Source organism: Acinetobacter sp. 1294243, assembly GCF_000588015.1.
Classification (GTDB): domain Bacteria; phylum Pseudomonadota; class Gammaproteobacteria; order Pseudomonadales; family Moraxellaceae; genus Acinetobacter; species Acinetobacter pittii.
In genome coordinates this window covers 52573-71074 of sequence record NZ_JFXG01000008.1, presented here as the reverse complement: position 1 = coordinate 71074, position 18502 = coordinate 52573, and the positions used below count along the sequence as shown (strand labels likewise).

Here is an 18502-nt window from a genome sequence, read left to right as displayed (position 1 = left end):
ATCCACGAATTTATGAGAAAAATTGCCCCTAAGTATAAGGATTTTGTGGGGGAGTGGCAAAGGCTTAATCACAGGAATATGTGTTTAGCCTATTTGTTTTCGCCTCAGCCATTCCAAGCCTAGCCAGTAGCAAAAGCTAGTAAATAAAATCATAAGATAAAAACTATAGATCTTATAAATATGCCACCAAGGAGAAGGGAATGAACCGACAAAAATTAAGCGTGTAATAGGGCTAATCAAAATCCAGATGACAGTTGCGCAGATAAAAATACTCATCAGATTTAAACGATTTTTACGCACGAGAAAATATGAAGTGATATATGCGAAAGGAATAACTAGAAGGCCATAAAAAAGTAAATAAAATAAGAAATGGGCTAGAAAAATAACTGCAACCGAATAAAGATTAAATTCCGCATTGAAGATGATTATTCCTAAGGCAGATATACTCAACAAAGGTATGGGAGCTAGCGCAAGTGCGCGAATAATCATTTTTTTGTTATATTGATGCATATTAAAAATTATAGAATCGAGAATAAATTATGCTGAAAACTCATTGTTTTATCCAGCCTTTTTTGTAGTCCATGGCTTTACGCGCAGACGGAAACTGATGAGCAAGATGAATACAACCAATGTGTAGAACAGACCATTAAAGAAATACAGCTTGAGAGTATTAACAACATGGTCGTGCATAGCTGTTCTGAACAAGCTAAAAAGACTTATGAAGAAAAAATTGTTGCTCTCATTGATCAAATTCGCACACAAAGCGAAGAATATAAACAGCCAGAGCGTTATCAAGATATTTTAAAATCTCAGCGACTTTGGAAAGCTTATGTAGATCAGGAATGTAGTAATGCAGGCTCATACATTGGCTCACCGATGTATTCGTATTGCCCAATGCAAGAGTATGCAGCGCGTGTAAAACAGCTTGAAGAATACATTAATTAAGACGAATTATTTTAAACGTCACCTCATGACGCTTAGCATACTTCACTGGATTAAATTTAAGAATGCAAAATGATATTTTTTAAACGATGCCATAAATGAGTCGTTTGATATGTCTGATCGCATTCGGGAAAAACTACAGATTCTTGCTGATGCTGCTAAATATGATGTGTCTTGTTCATCAAGTGGCAGTGACCGTAAAAATAAAGATAAAGGTTTAGGAGATGCCAGCCATTCAGGAATTTGCCATAGCTATACCGAAGATGGCCGCTGTGTATCTCTCTTAAAAATTCTATTTAGTAATGTATGTATTTTTGACTGCGCCTACTGTGTTTCACGCCGTTCTAATGATGTCCAGCGTGCAGCATTTACGGTGCAAGAGGTTGTAGACTTAACCATTAATTTTTACCGTCGTAATTATATCGAAGGCTTATTTTTAAGCTCTGGCATTTTTAAATCGGCAGATCATACGATGGAGCGTATGCTTCAAGTCGTAAAGAAGTTGCGCCTTGAAGAAAACTTTAATGGTTATATTCATCTAAAAACGATTCCGGGAGCATCGCCTGAACTGATTCATGAAGCAGGTTTATATGCTGACCGGATGAGTATTAATTTAGAGATGCCGACCGAGGTTGGGCTAAAAACTTTTGCACCCGAAAAATCACATCAGGAAGTGCAAAAAGATTTAGGTTTGGTCCGTGACAGGCTCATTCAGCTTAAAGATGAGCGACAAATCATTAAGCATGTGCCGAAATATGTACCAGCAGGGCAGACCACACAAATGGTAGTGGGGGCCCATCAAGAGTCAGACCAAGATGTCTTGTTTATGGCAGACAAGCATTACAAAGAATTTAAACTCAAACGCGTCTATTTTTCTGGTTATATCCCAATTAATACCGAAAATAATTACTTGCCAGCAGTGGGTTCTGCACCGCCATTACTACGGGAAAACCGACTCTATCAAAGCGATTGGCTAATGCGTTTTTACGGTTTTGAAGTTAATGAAATTGTCAATGAAAAACACCCAAACTTAGACCTTGATGTAGACCCGAAATTAAGCTGGGCTTTAAGGCATCCTGAAAAGTTTCCAGTAGATTTAAATCGTGCCGATTATCAAATGATTTTGCGTGTGCCGGGCATTGGGGTGAAATCGGCCAAGAAAATTGTACAGGCTCGTCGTTTTGGAAAAATCCATATCGATTTATTAAAAAAACTCGGCGTAGCCTATCAGCGTGCAAAATTCTTTATTCGCTGCGAAGACAGTCCAAAATTCCAAAAAGAACTATCATCAAGTTTTATTCGGCAGCAGATTTTAACGCAGGGATCTTCGAAATATGTGCAGCAACTCTCGCCACAATTAAGCCTTGGGTTTTAGCAATGTTTAATGATGAAGTGGCTTACTATTTTGATGGTTCGATGGTTGGGCTGCTGAGCTGTGTTTTTCGTGCATTTCAATTTAAAGAATTACAGGTCAGGCTCTGTTTGAATAATGTAGCTCAACATGGCTTATTTGCCGATAAAATTGAGGTTGAAAATAACGAATGGCATGCTGAACGTGTTTGGTCAGCGCTACAAAAAAAGCTTTCATCTTCTTCGTTAAAACAATTTTATTTTGCCTCTTTATCTGAATCTTTAGACGCCTATCAGCACTTATTTGATTATTGTATCTATGTGTTTACTAGCCATGTTTCCATTGAAAAAGATTATTCAAATCCTAGTGTTTTAGCGATTGCGCAGTGGACGAAAAAAGTCGGGCGAGAGAAACATCGGATGGAAGCTTTTATTCGGTTTAAGAAAACTAAAGATGAGCTTTTTTTAAGTTTAGTACGTCCCGATTTTAATGTTTTACCGCTTATTCAGCCTCATTTTAAACGGCGTTATCAAGATCAACGTTGGCTTATTTATGACGAACAACGCAAGTTTGGAATCTATTATGATTTACGTGAAATACATGAAGTTTCATTAGAAGCCTCGGATGTTGATCGTAATTTAAAAAATGGAATGAGCCAAAGCTTTCAGCTTGAGCTTGATGAGCAGGAAGTTTTATATGATCAGCTTTGGAAGGATTATTTTAAGAGCGTAAATATTACTGAACGGCAAAATATAAAACTTCATGTGCAATATTTGCCGAAGCGTTATTGGCGTTATTTAAATGAAAAATTGATGGAATATTAAAGTATTAGAATAGTAAGAATAGGTTTAATAAGTTTTCTGATAGTTAAAAGGTATAATTTAAATGCACTTTAAGTGGCTTTGGGCGTATACTTTTGCCCGTTATAAATAACGGCATATCCCCAAAGGTGTACTGTGAGTGTTATACAGCGAGAATGGTTACAGATTTTAAAGCCAAATTTTAAAGTTTTACCCTTAAAAGAACGGTTACTTTGCGGTATTGGAGCGTTGTGTGGTTTAGCAATTTCCTCCTTAATTAGCTGGTATGTTCTCGGTGGAATTAATGCATGGTATATCGCCCCAATGGGTGCCTCATCTGTTCTTCTTTTTGCTGTGCCGACTAGTCCCTTAGCTCAACCATGGAATGTAATTGTTGGTAATACCTTAGCCGGCATAATTGGCGTTGCCTGTGCACAGTGGATTCCGGATTTAACCACGGCTTTTAGTGTGGCTGTGGGTTTTGCTATATTTTTAATGATGCCCACCGACTCTTTGCACCCGCCGAGTGGAGCGGTTGCGATTACAGCCGTGCTGGGTGGGTCAGCAATTCATAAGTTGGGCTTTTACTTTATTTTTTATCCAGTTTTACTCAATTCGTTACTTCTACTTGGGTTTGCTGTTTTCTTCAATCGATTGATTGGGCGACATTATCCGGTTACCGCGCATGTAAATGAACGTAGTAAAGACCCAACGCCAACTCAAAAAGTATCAATTCAGCCGAAAGATATTGAGTATGCATTAGGCCATCACACTGAACTTTTAGATATTAGCCAATACGACTTAGAAAAAATCATTTTAGAAGCTCAGGAACATGCCAATGAGCGTATGGTAAATCAATATATCTGTCAGGATATTATGAGCCGTGATGTGATTAAACTACATGAAGATGATGATATTCATCAGGCACTCGATAAGTTTAAACAAGTGAACTTAATGAGCCTACCTGTAGTAAATGCAGAAAACCATTTGGTCGGAACTTTAGCGTTATATGAAGTCGTAGAGTGGTTTAAAGGTGCAGCCGACCCAAGGAATTCTTGGCAGCATTACGTAAAACAAATTATGAGCCGTCGAGTGGTTACCGTACTGCCAACTCAACCTATTCAAGATTTGGTGCCATACTTTGTTGAAAAGTCGTTTAACTACATTCCTGTGGTTGAAGAGCGTAAGCTCGTAGGAATGATCAGCCGTGCAGATATGATTGCTGCATTACAGCAACAGTTAAATCGAAAGCTATAATTTTTAGAATAAAAAAAAGCTACGGTTGATTAGGGGATGCAACCGTAGCGACCAAAGTTATGAATTAACGTACTTGTTCTTCATTTACTGTTCGGACGGATTGTCGATAGCCTTCAATATGTTCTGGCTGTTTTTTCGGAATCACTAACCATAAAACCAGATAAACTAAAATTCCTGGAAAGGCAGCACTCATAATTGAGATCAAAACAAAAATGACACGTAGTAAAGTTACGTTCCAACCAAAACGTTCAGCAATACCACCCATTACACCGGCGATCATGCTGTGTCGGTTCGAGCGATATAAACCAGAACTGGCCATCTAATTCTCCTTAAAGATAAAAGTTACAAGAAGCTATTGCTCTTGCTTAATAAAAATATGGAGACGAAATAACGGGTTTAAAGTCTTTTAAAAAGTAAAATAGTTAAAATATGTAAAGGATTGAAAGGAAAGAAACCAACATCTACTAAAATGCACCCTTTCAGGGCTTAAGAGTTTAAGCGGCAATCAGCTAATACTTGATTTGAAGTGTAAATATAGCTGTTGCTGTTATCTGTGAATAATGTATATGTCTTTGAAGTGGTCTCGTTTTTCAGTTAAGCATGTGGTTGTAGTGGCTGCACTGTGCATGACACTGAGTGCTTGCGATATAAACCATACCAATTCAAAAGATCACTCGACTACAAGTTCTAGTTCTAATCATGAAGAAAACTTAATAAAAAGTAGTACATCTATAAAAACATTGGATTATGTCGCTGGACGAACTTTCTTACCTGAAGATACCTCAGATCAAACCCAAAAATTAAACGCAGCCTCATTGCAATATGTAGGGCGATATCACACTCGTATTTCATGTGAAGATGCTTTTGCTGATTGTGAATCAGGCGAAGCAGAGTACATTTTAAATTTATTACCAAATGGGTCGGCTTATTGGAATGTTGTCCATTTTGGTCGTGTGGGAAGTAAGGACGGTGCTAAAAGTGCCGCTGTAAATCAATTATGTCCTACTCTAAATTGGAAAGTAGATGAAAAAGAGCGTGAGTTAACGATTCAATGTCCGTTATCTAAAGTTAATTTTTATTTTAATATTGATTCAAATAAAAGATTGGTCACAAATTTAGAAAAATTACTTTATAGCGACTATGGAAAAAATCGTGAATTTTTAGAGCAAAATTATTTTGTTCCAAATCGGGCTTATGTTTTAACTAAAGAATAGATATCCGATAAATATAAAAAAGAGCGCAATATTAAATTGCGCTCTTTTTATTTTATGATTTAAAAATCATTAGTAGTCGAAGCTAAAGTGTTCAACTGGTAATGATGTTAGTGTGCGAGATGTGGTCACCATTGATTCTGCATGACCTTGAGCGCGTGGCAATAAACGATCAAAGTAGAAATCAGCAACTTTGATTTTTGCTTTATAGAATTCAGCAGTTTCTTGGCCGTTACCTGCTTCTAATTTTTCAGAAGCAACCACAGCTTGTTGAGCCCAGAAATAAGCCATCATCACGTAGCCTGAGAACATCAAGAAATCTACAGAAGCAGAAGATACGATGTCGCGGTCTTTACGTGCAGCAAGCATGATACGAACTGTTAAAGTGTTCCACTGAGCACAAAGCTTAGTTAAGTCCCAAGCAAAACGACGTAAATATTTATTACGTGCATGTGCAGCACAGAATTTTAAGATTTCAGCAGTGTATTCACGAACTACTTTACCTTTTGAACTTAACAACACTTTACGACCAATTAAGTCGAGTGCTTGAACACCAGTTGTTCCTTCATACAAAGTCGCAATACGTGCATCACGTGCAATTTGCTCCATACCCCATTCTTTAATGTAGCCATGGCCACCGTAAACTTGCATACCGTGGTTAGCAGCTTCTAAACCAAGTTCAGTTAAGAAACCTTTTAAAATTGGTGTATAGAAACCAAGTTTATCATCGTAGTCTTCAAAAGCAGCTTGATCACCACGTGCTAAAGCATCTGTCATTTTGTCAGCGATTTGAGCAGCGTAGTAAATCATAGAACGACCGCCTTCAGCGATTGCTTTTTGAGTTAACAACATACGGCGTACGTCTGCATGGTGAATGATTGCATCAGCAACTTTATCCGGATCTTTTTTACCAGAAAGCGCACGCATTGACATACGATCTTTGGCATATGGTAATGCACCTTGGAAAGATAACTCAGCGTGTGCAATACCTTGAACAGCAGTACCAATACGTGCTGTATTCATGAAGGTAAACATTGCATGTAGGCCTTTGTTCACTTCACCGATTAAATAACCAGTTGCATTATCAAAGTTGAGTACCGCAGTTGCAGATGCGCGGATCCCCATTTTGTGTTCGATTGAACCACAAGCGACTGTATTACGCTCACCAACACCGCCATCAGCTGTAGGCATGAATTTTGGTACGATGAATAATGAGATACCGCGCGTACCAGCAGGTGCATCCGGAAGGCGTGCAAGTACGATGTGAATGATGTTTTCAGTTAAATCATGTTCACCAGCAGAAATGAAGATTTTTGTACCGGTGATTTTGTAACTACCGTCTGCTTGAGGTTCAGCTTTAGTTTTTACCTGCCCTAAGTCTGTACCACATTGAGGTTCGGTTAAGCACATTGTGCCGCTCCAAGTGCCTTCAACAAGCTTAGGCATGTATGTTTGTTTTTGCTCATCAGTACCGAATTGCAAAATAGTGTTCATACAACCAGAACTTAAACCTGGGTACATGGTAAATGACCAGTTTGCAGTACCCATCATCTCTGATTTAATCAGGTTTAAAGACATTGGAAGGCCTTGACCACCAAATTCTTCTGGGTAAGAAAGACCTTGCCAACCGCCCATTACGAATTGGTCATAAGCTTCTTTAAAGCCTTTAGGAGTAGTTACTTCGCCGTTGTCAAAATGGCAACCTTCTTCATCACCAGATTGGTTAAGTGGCGATAATACGTTTTCACAATAATCTGCCGCACCTTCAAGAATCATATCAACAGTATCTGGATCAGCATTTTCACCATTTGATAAAGTTTTATAGTGAGCAGGGTAATCTAATACTTCATTCATTAAGAAGCGGATATCGTGTAGCGGAGCTTTATATGCTGGCATGGCTTTAATCCTAATTTTGAATCATTGTGGGATTATCTGTATCGATGATTTGATTATTCACTCGCATGATAAAAATACAATGTTAATCGCACCCGAAAGAAATGTCAGAAAAGCGAATTTTGTCGAAAATAAATACACCTGAAATTATAATTTCTGCTACATTCAGGACTTATACTTTTATGTGAAAAAACAACTAATTTTCTTATTTTTAGCAAGTTTTGTTAAAAAGATAAAGCGATAAGGTTTTAAAAAAGGTTATGCATCTAAAATATCTCAGTTTATGTTTATTTAGTTTGGGTTTGACCGCTTGTGCGCAGCATAACCTACGTCCATCGGTAGCATCTACTCAGTTAGATCAAAAAGTCATTCAGGGTATGAATGCAATCTATGAATACCCAAGCTATGACTATCGTGGGCATTTTAAAGTTAGTGTTGATCCAAATCAGTCAAAAAAAATAAATAATGTAGAAAAAACAGTGCAGCTAGATGCTGCAGTGCAAAAAAAAGTAGATCAATATTTACGTGAACAAAAAATTAATTTGAATAAAAAACAGAAGCAGGCGCTGTATGCCGCAATTGCAAATGAGCAAGCGGATTCAGGCATTTCTGGTGAATCACGCTCAGAAAAAGTAAACGCCGTATTAATTAATTTATTAAATGATCTTCAATTTAGTTACGATGGTTCGGTTCATTATCGTCAAAAAATGGGGTCTTTAAACCTTACAGCAAGGTATGAAAAACCGACACTTTTGGTACAGGCAAAATTGCCAATGGTACTTGATCTGAAAGATTATAAATTTTACGTTAATTATTTTGGATTAATGCCTTATCTGGTCAATAAAGATAATCAAAATAATTTAGCGTATGTCGATTTTTCAAAGTATAAAAATCTATTTACGAATGTCGATATGAAGAAATTCGTTGAATATGCGAAAGCTTCTGGCGCTGTATCTTATCGTTTGGCTGAACCGCAAAATTTACAGCGTTTATCAGTTAGTGATGCTGAGCGTAAAGCTGGGATTGTAGAGAAAATTCGTTTAAAAGATACGGTTGAAGCGTTATTACTACAATCGGAGCTCTATAGCCAGGTCAATGCAAAATATTTGCAAAAAAATGTTTTCGGTTTTGATGAAGAAAAGATTGCCGAATCTATAGCAACTGAATTAGCTGCTTCAGAAGCGAAGAGTAAAGAAGGTAATACTGATGGGCAAAAAGTTTCTTCAGAAGATGCAGCAGCAGTTAGCCAGCAACTTTATTCACTTATTAATGCTCATTTCGGTAATGCTTTAGATTCTGAATATGGTGATGAAGACCAATCAAGTGCAGCTCAAGATGGGGCAGCCGAAGAGGAAGCTTCTGATACGGCTCAAGCCGAAGATGTTGCTGTAGCAGATGCTGAAGAAGTCACACAAGATGAAGAAGTAGCTTCACTTACAGAAGATCAGTGTGTTGAATTACAGTCTCAAAAAAGTTCCGTTGCCTTAGGTGATATTAATTACTGTCAAATTTACGGTATTGATGTGCTTGATCGGAGTGCTGTAAATACCGAAAAAACTCAGATTAAAGCTCGTCAAGCTGCATTGAAACAAACTTTTGCTGCTTATGATCAAAACCAGTTTGTTGATGATGAGGCATTCAAAGCTCTATGGATCAAGCATAAAGCAGAAATTGAACAAGCTTTACCAAAACAAAGAAATCCGGTTGCGATTGATGTCGGACTGGATGAAAAGGGCCGTTTAGTCAACGCGGATTATGATATTGCGTATACACCAGCTGAATTTAACCATCGCTTTAATATTAAAGCAGACATGCAAATTCTCAATTATGGTAAAGCGACCCCAATTAATCAGCAGCAGCTTAAACAAGCTAAATCAGTTGCAGAGGCAAGTAAGGGTTCGTTATTTGAAAACTTCGTAAAAGGATTTAGTGAAAAACTTGGGCAGAGTGATGTTTCTGAGCATCCAGTTGGTGCACATAGCGATGTACAAGATTTAGATTCGAGTCTGGCGCTGTTGGCTAACCAAACTTATGATGCAACACATGCTTATGACAAAACATATAAGGCTGTGTTTATTGCAAAATTGACTGCCGAAAAACCGTCATATATTAATTATTATTCAGTTCAACAGTTGCAAGAAATTGCCGAGGTCTATGCTTATTGGTTCTCTGAAGAGGAAACTTATAACCCTCAAGACAAAGCTTTAGAACGTATTGAGGCATTGCAGAAAAAGCATCATCTTGAACAAGAAGATCAGTTTGATAATGACTTGGGTCGAGCTGTGGACCATATTGTGATCACAACAATACAAGGTGAAGCTGGGCGTGAAGCATGGCAAAAACTACAGAAACAATATAAGCAACCTGAACAGCTTTTCTCAAAACAGTATCAATTAGAGTTTGAAAAACAAAATGGTAGTTCTGATGAAGAAAAACACTTGTTGTCAGAAACAGCTGATATTTTAGGTAAGGTTTATGTCGCTGCTCGCAAACAGCAACTTACGGAAAAAACAATTCAGAAGTTAAAACCTGAACATAATGAATTTATTGATTATGAGATTTTCCGAGATGTTTATAAGCAGATGGTTACAGCTAAAAAATAATAGATGAAATAAAAAAGAACCTACTTCGTGTAGGTTCTTTTTTTGACTTATAGAAAATCTTTTAATTCTGGCTTTACGCCATTCCAGATATAGAAGGCTTCAATGGCTTGGCCAACTAGCATGCCAAAACCTTCTGCATAAGGCACATTGCGTTGTTTAGCTTGATCAAGAAAGCTAGATGGCTTGCCATAGGCCATCTCATAGGCATATTTGAACTCTAGACTTTCTGGTAGTTGTAATGCATCACCAGACAGGCTTGCAGAAGTTGCATTAATTACAATATCAAATTTCCCTTCTAGCTCATTTAGAGAAACTGCTTGCAATTGAGCTTGCGGAACTGCTGCTTTTAGGTCATTTACAAGTTGTTCAGCACGAGCAAGAGTCCGGTTTGCAATCACAATCTTTTTAGCGCCAGCCTGCACAAGCGGGTAAATAACACCACGAGTTGCACCACCAGCGCCTAAAATTAAAACAGTTGTATTTTCTAAGTTCCAATCTAAAGCTTGAATTGCGGCAACTAAGCCTTGGCCATCTGTATTGTCACCATACAATTTACCATCTTCCATCCAAAGTGTATTTACAGCTTTAGCAATTTGAGCGCGTTCAGTCAGCACATCACACAAAGCAAATGCCTGTTCTTTAAACGGCACGGTAACGTTCATGCCACTCCCGCCATTTTCAAAGAAACTACGCATACTTGGCTCAAAACCATCAAGAGGGGCAAGACGTTTTTGGTAGTCTAGGTCAACACCTGTTTTTTGAGCGAAAGCATGATGCAATTCAGGAGAGCGTGATTGTTCGATGGGGTTGCCAATTACTGCAAACTGTTTGGTCATTCTTATATCCAAAATTTTAAAATGGCATGAGGCAGATAAAGTCTGTACTGAATTTTCAGCAGGCCTCACTATAAGCCAAATTTTAATAAGAAAAAATATTTGAATGAGATTCAGAAATGTGAAAATAAAAAAGGAGATTCTTTAGGGTGGAAGCCAAAGAATCTCCAAAAAGCAAAAAATTAAGCAACTTTTTCTTTTAGGTTTAACCAATCACGTGGTTTTAAGTAATAGTCGGTTAAACGTTTCTCTGGTGAGTCTTCATCCCATTCTGGACGATATGACCATGCAGCTAGATTAGGTAAGCTAACTAAAATCGACTCAATACGTCCACCTGTTTGTAAGCCAAACAATGTTCCGCGGTCATAGACTAAATTATATTCGACATAGCGACCACGACGGTAAAGCTGGAACTCTCGTTGAGCTTCGGTATAAGGCTGTTCACGATGTTTTTCAAAAATTGGGAGAATGGCATTTAAATAACCATTACCTACAGCTTGAATATATTTAAAGCAGGTTTCGAAATCCCAGCAATTTAAATCATCAAAGAATAAACCACCGACACCACGCTGTTCATCTCGATGCTTTAGATAGAAATAGTCATCACACCATTTTTTATGTTCAGCATAGACATTGTCACCAAAAGGCTGGCATAGGTCATGTGCGGCTTGATGCCAATCGATAACATCTTGTTCATCTGGATAGAACGGTGTTAAGTCAAAACCACCACCAAACCACCAAATTGGGTCTTGTCCTTCACGTTCTGCAACGAATAAACGTACATTGGCATGAGAAGTTGGAATATTTGGGTTTTTAGGGTGAATCACTAATGACACACCAAGCGCTTGTGCTTTAGCACCAGCAATTTGAGGATGTCTTTCTGTAGCAGAAGCGGGCAGTTTACTAATGTTGATGTGAGAAAACATCACACCACCTTTTTCAATCACGGTGCCATTTTGTAAAACTCGTGAACGACCGCCACCACCTTCTGGACGTTCCCAATCATCAATAATAAATTCACTCGTACCACCGCCAGCTTTTTCTTGTTGTTCTAAACCAGCACAAATACGGGCTTGTAAATCGAGGAGAAATTCGCGGACACGTTGAATATCTGTTGAAGTCGGATGCTGCATAGTGACCCTCAAAGATGATTGAGATAGGAGATAGATACATCAAAACACAAAACCATAAAAAAAGTAAGGGATTTTTAAGAAATGTCTTAAAAATCCCTTCCAATTATTTTTAAATTTATAATTTTATTTTAGAAGTCATCTTTTTGATAAAGGTGATCCATGCGTTCACGTTTAGTTTTTAAATATTGTTCATTAAAAGGATTACGTCCAACCGTTAACGGAACACGACCAACCACATTTATACCTTGATCCTTGAGTGCCTGAATTTTCAAAGGATTGTTAGTAATTAACTTAACTTCTTTTACTTTTAAACGGTCAAGCATAATGCTACACATGTCATAACGGCGTGCATCAGCTGGCAAATTTAAAAGTAAATTTGCATCTACCGTGTCATGACCTTGATCTTGTAAGGCATACGCACGAATTTTATTTGTAAGCCCAATACCACGGCCTTCTTGGCGTAAATATAAAATAACGCCTTGACCTGCTTCGTTAATGAGCTTTTGAGTTGCCTGTAATTGAGGGCCGCAGTCACATTTTAATGACGCAAAAGCATCACCTGTTAAGCATTCTGAATGAACACGTACTAAAACAGGGCCTGTGGGTGGATTTTCTAACCCTTTAGAAAGTGCCACATGTTCTTCACCTGATACTGGATCTTGAAACACAGAAATATTGAATTCACCAAAAGCGGTCGGGAGTTTTGATGTTGCAATGAACTCTATAGGCACAGATTAACTCATCTTTTAACCGAAAACGGTTTAAAGTATAGCGTAATGCTGGGAGATTGGTCGAATTGTCATAATCATTTTGAGCACTAAGGTTTTCTTTTTTGTATAAAGAAGACGATAATAGTTGATAAATAGTCAGATTATTCAGGATAATCTGCCAACCATACCCATACTGTATGAGAGACTGCTTTGCATGACCTCGTTCGCAAATGTGGCTGATTGAAGGTGACTTCATTCGATTGTATGATCGACCCATTTTGACCCAGCTTAGGATTTGCCAGGCTTATAAAGGCTTTGCCACATATGTTGTATACCGAAATTCCAACTCAACGCCCTGTTACGCCATTGTTAGATGCAATTGATCATCCTCAACAATTACGTCAGCTCGAGCATAGCCAATTGGTTCAAGTGGCTGATGAGTTGCGTCAATATATTTTATATGCAGCAGGCCAGAGTGGTGGCCATTTCGGTGCTAACCTCGGCGTGGTTGAGCTGACGGTTGCGCTGCATTATTGCTTTAATACTCCAAATGACCGATTAGTTTGGGATGTAGGACATCAGGCGTATCCACACAAAGTCTTGACTGGTCGCCGTGAGCAAATGACAACAATCCGTGCTAAGAACGGTTTAGCAGCATTTCCAGCTAGAGAAGAATCAGTTTTTGATACTTTTGGCGTAGGGCATTCATCAACTGCAATTTCAGCAGGTTTAGGAATGTCTTTAGCACGTCGCTATCAAAATGACCCATGTGAAGTCGTTTGTATTGTGGGTGATGGCGCAATGACAGCAGGTATGGCATTTGAAGCCATGAACGATGCTGTGGCACACGATGCCGATTTAATTGTTGTACTTAATGACAATGATATGTCGATTTCTTGCAGTACAGGTGGTTTTGCTAAGCATTTAGCTGCAATTTGGGAAAAAGGCCATTTAGTTAACGTCGATGAACATGGCGAGGCTTATGTACAGCCACATCCGAAATGGACGTACAACTCTCGTTTACATCAATCGGCAACAGATGCGGCCGATAATTTATTTAAAGCGATTGGTTTTGACTACTTCGGTCCTTTCGATGGACATGATGTAAATCAACTCGTTCAAGTATTTAACGCATTAAAAAAACGTAAAGGTCCACGCTTAGTCCACGTCTATACTAAAAAAGGTAAAGGTTTTACTCCGGCAGAAGCTGACCCAATTACCTATCATGCAATTGGCAAAATTAATGCGACTTCAGCAGGTAAAACACCACCAAAATATTCTGATGTATTTGGTCAATGGTTGTGTGACGAAGCTGCACAAGATGAACGTTTATTAGCGATTACTCCAGCCATGTGTGAAGGCTCGGGCATGGTTAAGTTTGCTAAAGAATTTCCAAAACGTTTCTTCGATGTTGCAATTGCCGAACAGCATGCAGTAACACTTGCAGCAGGCATGGCTTGTGAAGGGGTAAAACCTGTTGTTGCGATCTATTCAACATTCTTACAGCGTGGTTACGACCAGCTTATTCATGATGTTGCATTACAAAATCTTGATGTAACTTTCGGGATTGATCGTGCTGGTTTGGTGGGTGAAGATGGACCAACTCACGCAGGTGCATATGACTATGCATATATGCGTACAGTACCAAACATAGTCATCATGGCGCCAAAAGATGAAAATGAATGCCGTCAAATGCTACATACAGCCTATGCTTATAATGGACCAGCAGCAGTACGTTATCCTCGTGGTGCTGGGGTAGGCGTTGAAATTCAGCAAGAGCTAACTGCTATTGAATTAGGTAAGGCAGAAGTCGTTGCTGAAATTAAACCTGTTTGTGATGAGCAGATTACGATTTTAGCGTTTGGTAGTCGCGTTATGGTTGCCATAGAAGCTGCTGAGCAATTTTCACAAAAACATGATGTTGGTGTGCGTGTTGTAAATATGCGTTTTGTGAAACCACTTGATGAAAAAATTATTCGTGATTTAGCTGAACATACACAATTATTTGTAACTGTTGAAGAACACGCGATTATGGGTGGTGCAGGCAGTGCAGTAAATGAGTTTATGGCACAAGAACAAATTGTTAAACCTATCATTAATTTAGGTCTGCCAGATTTGTTCTTGCAGCAAGCGTCACATGGACAAATGCTACAAGATTGTGGCTTAGATGCTAAAGGTATTTTGAACTCAATTGAACGAGCTTGGCTTAAGCTAAATCAGGTGGTTTAAGCCTTTAATAAAATTTTTGAAACATTTTTTCCCCTAAAGCGCATTCATTTGCTAAAATGTATGCGCTTTTATGCATTATTCTTTGTCAAAATCTTCAAATTTGTATTGTAGTGGGTGTTCAATGGAACCTATGGTGGTTATGGCTGCGCGTGCGGCTCAAACAGTTGGTCAAGAGCTTTTAAAAGCGCATCAAAATCGTCATAAACTCGATTTGCAAGTTGAAGAGAAAGGCATTGATGGCCCGGTAACACGTGTAGATCGTTATTTGGAACAATTGACGATTGATACATTACGTAAAAGTTATAAAAACCATAGTTTCTTAGGTGAAGAGTTCGGTTTGCAAGAAGGCAAAGGCCACGATGCAGACTGGTGCTGGGTAATCGACCCGCTTGATGGCACGCAAAACTTTATTAATGGTTTCCCTCATTTCTGTATTTCTATTGCAGTTCAGCATAAAGGCGTTACTCAACACGGCGTAATCTACGACCCAGTACGTGACGAATTATTCTCTGCAAGTCGCGGTCGCGGTGCAGTTATGAACCAACGCCGTATCCGTGTAAATGTAAAAGATACTTTAGAAAATACATTCTTGGCAGTAGGCCATCCTTACCGTGCTAAACGTGCTGGTGAGATCGTGTCTTATGCAGAACAACACTTTGCTTCATTATTAGCTGTGACTCAAGCAGGCGCACAAATTCGTCGTGGTGGTTCAGCTGCTCTAGATTTAGCATATGTTGCTGCTGGCCGTTTTGATGGTTTCTTTGAGCTTGGTTTAAAACCATGGGATATCGCTGCCGGTGAGCTTATTATTAAAGAAGCAGGCGGTGTAGTGGTTGACGCACGTGGTGGTAATGAGTCTCTTGAAAACGGTCAAGTGCTTGCAAGTTCACTCAAAATGCTAAAACCTTTAATGCAAACTGTAGTTCCAGCTTGGGGTCAAGCTGCAAAATAATTTAATTATTTATAAATAAAACCCTCTATTATCAGAGGGTTTTATTTTTTAAGTAATTGGTAAATTTTAGTTAGTTCAATAAATATGAAGAAAGTTGATTAAAACACATGACTTTTAATTTCTTTCTGCTATAATCCGCCCACGCACTTAAATTTCCGTTCATTACCTGAACATTCTGTTCTATTCATTGTAAGCGCACGCTGTCCATAGAGAGGACCATTTCTTGCGCCCCGATCGCTCAGCGATTCTTCAGGTTCGGCCGTAATCAAGCGTGCGTTTAGTCCACATCGTCGTTACTCGGATTGCTGCTGAAAAAACGTTTCAGCTAACTTTGCTTTGCCGCTTTGTGCCGATGTCTATTTTGTATTTATTAAAAATGGAGCACCCACTAGGGTGAAACTCTCTATGAGCAAAACTTTTGCCGAATTTTCTTTGCATGAAACCTTACAACAAGCGCTTGAAGGTTTAGGTTTTACTACCCCGACTCCTGTGCAAGAACAATCTATTCCTGCAGCTTTAGAAGGAAAAGACCTTCTAGTATCTAGCCAGACTGGTTCTGGTAAAACTGCGGCATTTTTATTACCAACATTACATAATTTAGCTGGTCAAGAAACTTTTGTTCCGTTCAAAGAACGTATGAAAGCTGTGACCCAACCTAACATTTTAGTTTTATGCCCAACACGTGAATTGGCTCAACAAGTTAGCCAAGATGCGATTGCTTTCGTACGTCACATGAAAGGTGTTCGTATTGCTGCAATCATGGGTGGTATGCCTTTTGGTAAGCAAATCCAACAGCTTAAAGGCGCGCAAGTTATTGTTGCGACTCCAGGTCGTTTATTAGATTTAGTAAACCGTCGTCAATTAAAGTTAGATAAAGTTGAAGCTTTAATCGTTGACGAAGCTGACCGCATGTTAGACCTCGGCTTCTCTGAAGATTTAGAAGCGATCAGCGATTTAGCTGGTAACCGTCGTCAAACATTAATGTTCTCTGCAACTTTCGCTGATCGTATTATTCGTCTTGCTGAACGCATGATGAATGAACCTGAGCGTATTGCAATTGAAACAGGTCACAGTACAAACACTGACATCACCCAAACTTTACACTGGACAGATGGTTTCGAACACAAGAAGAAACTTCTGACTCACTGGTTGGCTGATGAAACTCTTGATCAAGCGGTTGTATTCGCGAGCACTCAAGAAGATACAGATATGTTGGCTGAAGAACTTGCAGAAGCAGGTCACTCTGTAGTTGCACTTCACGGTGCAATGCCACAAACAGTTCGTAACCGTCGTTTACGTAGTATCCGTGAAGGTCGTGCAAAAATCTTGGTAGCGACAGACGTTGCTGCACGTGGTCTTGATGTACCGACAATTTCTCACGTAATTAACTTCGGTTTACCAATGAAACATGAAGACTATGTACACCGTATTGGTCGTACAGGTCGTGCTGGTCGTACAGGTCAAGCAATTACTTTAGCGACTTATCGTGAACGCGGTAAAATCCGTGCGCTTGAAGACTATTTAGATGCACGTTTAAGTGTTTCTGAAATTGAAGGCTTAGAGCCATCTCCACCTCCTGCTCGTTCAGGTCGTGATGGCGGTGGTCGTGGTCGTGGCGGCAACGGGGGTCGTGATGGTCGTCGTGGTGGCGGTTTTGGCGGTGGTCGTCGTTTTGAAGGCGAAAGCAACTTCAAACGCCGTGAAGGTGGTCGTGATGACCGTCCACGTCGTAGCTTTGATGACAAACCACGTGGTGAACGTCCATTCGGTGGTGAAGATCGTCCACGTCGCGAGTTCAATTCAGATCGCCCACGTCGTGAAGGTGGTTTTGAAGATCGTCCACGCCGTGAGTTCAACTCAGATCGTCCGCGTCGTGAAGGTGGTTTCAACGATAAACCGCGTTTTGACTCAAATGATGACAACCGTGGTAACCGTGTAGATTACAAACCACGTCGTGAAAATGGTTTTGGTGACCGTCCAAAACGTACTTTCGGTGGTGAAGATCGTCCGCGTCGTAGCTTTGATGACAAACCACGTGGTGAACGTCCATCATTTGGTGGCGAAGATCGTCCACGTCGTGAGTTCAACTCAGATCGTCCACGCCGCGAAGGTGGTTTCAACGATAAACCGCGTCGTAGCTTTGATGATAAACCACGTGGTGAGCGTCCAGCGTTTGGTGGCGAAGATCGTCCAAAGCGTAGCTTCGGTGGTGAAGATCGTCCGCGTCGTAGCTTTGATGACAAACCGCGTCGTAAATTCGACCGTTAATCAATAGTTTGTTTAAAGAAAGGCCAGTAGAAATACTGGCCTTTCTTATTTTTCAGTTTTGTTATAAAATAACAAAGTGTGAATTGGTTCAATTTTTTATTAAATAATGAGTAGAAGTAAACGAAAACAAACAATAATGGCACAGTTGAAGAACTTATTAGTTCAGCACGGCTTGCCTTATCTTTTTATTGCACTTGTTTTGTGTAATGGGGTTTATTTTGCCTATGCTTTTATAACTGGAAGTTCTATTGAGCAGTTTCAAATTTCTGAATTAACCTCTTTTTACGAACATACCTCTTCTATTTCTACCAACTAAGTTA

At 39.3% G+C, this 18502-nt stretch carries 16 protein-coding genes; 10 read left to right on the top strand and 6 right to left on the bottom strand.

Annotated features, from left to right (window positions below; translation table 11 throughout):
• Positions 1-84: 84 nt before the first annotated feature.
• Positions 85-510: a hypothetical protein gene (locus J655_RS24625; protein ID WP_019767443.1), complete on the bottom strand. Its 426-nt coding sequence runs from the start codon at positions 508-510 to the stop codon at positions 85-87.
• 42 nt (positions 511-552) lie between these two features.
• On the opposite strand from J655_RS24625, the gene J655_RS0104570 reads away from it, so the two are divergent.
• The 4 genes from J655_RS0104570 (at position 553) to J655_RS15390 (ending at position 4350) form a co-directional block, all read left to right on the top strand.
• Positions 553-945, top strand: a complete 393-nt coding sequence (locus J655_RS0104570) for a lysozyme inhibitor LprI family protein (RefSeq protein ID WP_049069374.1) — start codon at positions 553-555, stop codon at positions 943-945.
• Between the two features lie 109 nt (positions 946-1054).
• Positions 1055-2317 carry a putative DNA modification/repair radical SAM protein gene (locus J655_RS15400; protein ID WP_032006470.1) on the top strand — a complete coding sequence of 421 codons (1263 nt, stop codon included), beginning with the start codon at positions 1055-1057 and terminating at the stop codon, positions 2315-2317.
• A gap of 2 nt (positions 2318-2319) precedes the next feature.
• The gene (locus J655_RS15395; protein ID WP_032006471.1) at positions 2320-3117 is read left to right on the top strand and encodes a TIGR03915 family putative DNA repair protein; all 798 of its coding nucleotides are present in this window, start codon (positions 2320-2322) and stop codon (positions 3115-3117) included.
• Between the two features lie 132 nt (positions 3118-3249).
• The gene (locus J655_RS15390; RefSeq protein ID WP_032052628.1) at positions 3250-4350 is read left to right on the top strand and encodes an HPP family protein; all 1101 of its coding nucleotides are present in this window, start codon (positions 3250-3252) and stop codon (positions 4348-4350) included.
• Positions 4351-4414: 64 nt separating this feature from the next.
• Here the strand turns inward: J655_RS15390 and J655_RS15385 are convergent, their stop codons facing one another.
• Complete coding sequence (locus tag J655_RS15385) at positions 4415-4669, bottom strand: PspC domain-containing protein (RefSeq protein ID WP_002116779.1); 255 nt, start codon at positions 4667-4669, stop codon at positions 4415-4417.
• Positions 4670-4916: 247 nt separating this feature from the next.
• Here J655_RS15385 and J655_RS15380 point away from each other — a divergent pair, with 247 nt between their 5' ends.
• Positions 4917-5564: a hypothetical protein gene (locus J655_RS15380; protein ID WP_032006473.1), complete on the top strand. Its 648-nt coding sequence runs from the start codon at positions 4917-4919 to the stop codon at positions 5562-5564.
• Between the two features lie 69 nt (positions 5565-5633).
• Here J655_RS15380 and J655_RS15375 read toward each other — a convergent pair whose 3' ends face one another.
• On the bottom strand, positions 5634-7457 hold the full coding sequence (locus tag J655_RS15375; protein ID WP_002116803.1) for an acyl-CoA dehydrogenase C-terminal domain-containing protein: 1824 nt from the start codon (positions 7455-7457) through the stop codon (positions 5634-5636).
• Positions 7458-7714: 257 nt separating this feature from the next.
• Here J655_RS15375 and J655_RS15370 point away from each other — a divergent pair, with 257 nt between their 5' ends.
• Positions 7715-10057 carry a hypothetical protein gene (locus tag J655_RS15370; RefSeq protein WP_032006474.1) on the top strand — a complete coding sequence of 781 codons (2343 nt, stop codon included), beginning with the start codon at positions 7715-7717 and terminating at the stop codon, positions 10055-10057.
• Between the two features lie 47 nt (positions 10058-10104).
• Here the strand turns inward: J655_RS15370 and aroE are convergent, their stop codons facing one another.
• The 3 genes from aroE to ribA all read right to left on the bottom strand — a co-directional run bounded on the left by aroE (position 10105) and on the right by ribA (position 12754).
• Positions 10105-10893, bottom strand: coding sequence for a shikimate dehydrogenase (gene aroE, locus J655_RS15365; RefSeq protein ID WP_017481680.1), 789 nt, complete (start codon positions 10891-10893; stop codon positions 10105-10107).
• 179 nt (positions 10894-11072) lie between these two features.
• Positions 11073-12023, bottom strand: coding sequence for an oxygen-dependent coproporphyrinogen oxidase (gene hemF, locus J655_RS15360; protein WP_017481679.1), 951 nt, complete (start codon positions 12021-12023; stop codon positions 11073-11075).
• A 128-nt stretch (positions 12024-12151) separates the two neighbouring features.
• Entirely contained in the window at positions 12152-12754 is a 603-nt protein-coding gene (gene ribA, locus J655_RS15355) for a GTP cyclohydrolase II (RefSeq protein ID WP_032006475.1), read from the bottom strand.
• 303 nt (positions 12755-13057) lie between these two features.
• Here ribA and dxs point away from each other — a divergent pair, with 303 nt between their 5' ends.
• The 4 genes from dxs to J655_RS15335 all read left to right on the top strand — a co-directional run bounded on the left by dxs (position 13058) and on the right by J655_RS15335 (position 18498).
• Positions 13058-14962, top strand: a complete 1905-nt coding sequence (gene dxs / locus J655_RS15350) for a 1-deoxy-D-xylulose-5-phosphate synthase (protein WP_032006476.1) — start codon at positions 13058-13060, stop codon at positions 14960-14962.
• 121 nt (positions 14963-15083) lie between these two features.
• Positions 15084-15914 carry an inositol monophosphatase family protein gene (locus J655_RS15345; protein ID WP_002117045.1) on the top strand — a complete coding sequence of 277 codons (831 nt, stop codon included), beginning with the start codon at positions 15084-15086 and terminating at the stop codon, positions 15912-15914.
• Between the two features lie 405 nt (positions 15915-16319).
• On the top strand, positions 16320-18182 hold the full coding sequence (locus J655_RS15340; RefSeq protein WP_002116866.1) for a DEAD/DEAH box helicase: 1863 nt from the start codon (positions 16320-16322) through the stop codon (positions 18180-18182).
• A gap of 106 nt (positions 18183-18288) precedes the next feature.
• A complete protein-coding gene (locus J655_RS15335; RefSeq protein ID WP_080973546.1) occupies positions 18289-18498 on the top strand; it encodes a hypothetical protein in 210 nt (69 codons plus the stop codon).
• Positions 18499-18502 lie beyond the last annotated feature (4 nt).

Coding starts and splice junctions, on each gene's coding strand:
- J655_RS24625 (WP_019767443.1), bottom strand. CDS start 510: ATGCATCAATATAACAAAAAAATGATTATTCGCGCACTTGCGCTAGCT.
- J655_RS15400 (WP_032006470.1), top strand. CDS start 1,055: ATGTCTGATCGCATTCGGGAAAAACTACAGATTCTTGCTGATGCTGCT.
- J655_RS15395 (WP_032006471.1), top strand. CDS start 2,320: ATGTTTAATGATGAAGTGGCTTACTATTTTGATGGTTCGATGGTTGGG.
- J655_RS15385 (WP_002116779.1), bottom strand. CDS start 4,669: ATGGCCAGTTCTGGTTTATATCGCTCGAACCGACACAGCATGATCGCC.
- J655_RS15380 (WP_032006473.1), top strand. CDS start 4,917: ATGTCTTTGAAGTGGTCTCGTTTTTCAGTTAAGCATGTGGTTGTAGTG.
- J655_RS15375 (WP_002116803.1), bottom strand. CDS start 7,457: ATGCCAGCATATAAAGCTCCGCTACACGATATCCGCTTCTTAATGAAT.
- J655_RS15370 (WP_032006474.1), top strand. CDS start 7,715: ATGCATCTAAAATATCTCAGTTTATGTTTATTTAGTTTGGGTTTGACC.
- aroE (WP_017481680.1), bottom strand. CDS start 10,893: ATGACCAAACAGTTTGCAGTAATTGGCAACCCCATCGAACAATCACGC.
- hemF (WP_017481679.1), bottom strand. CDS start 12,023: ATGCAGCATCCGACTTCAACAGATATTCAACGTGTCCGCGAATTTCTC.
- dxs (WP_032006476.1), top strand. CDS start 13,058: ATGTTGTATACCGAAATTCCAACTCAACGCCCTGTTACGCCATTGTTA.
- J655_RS15345 (WP_002117045.1), top strand. CDS start 15,084: ATGGAACCTATGGTGGTTATGGCTGCGCGTGCGGCTCAAACAGTTGGT.
- J655_RS15340 (WP_002116866.1), top strand. CDS start 16,320: ATGAGCAAAACTTTTGCCGAATTTTCTTTGCATGAAACCTTACAACAA.
- J655_RS15335 (WP_080973546.1), top strand. CDS start 18,289: ATGAGTAGAAGTAAACGAAAACAAACAATAATGGCACAGTTGAAGAAC.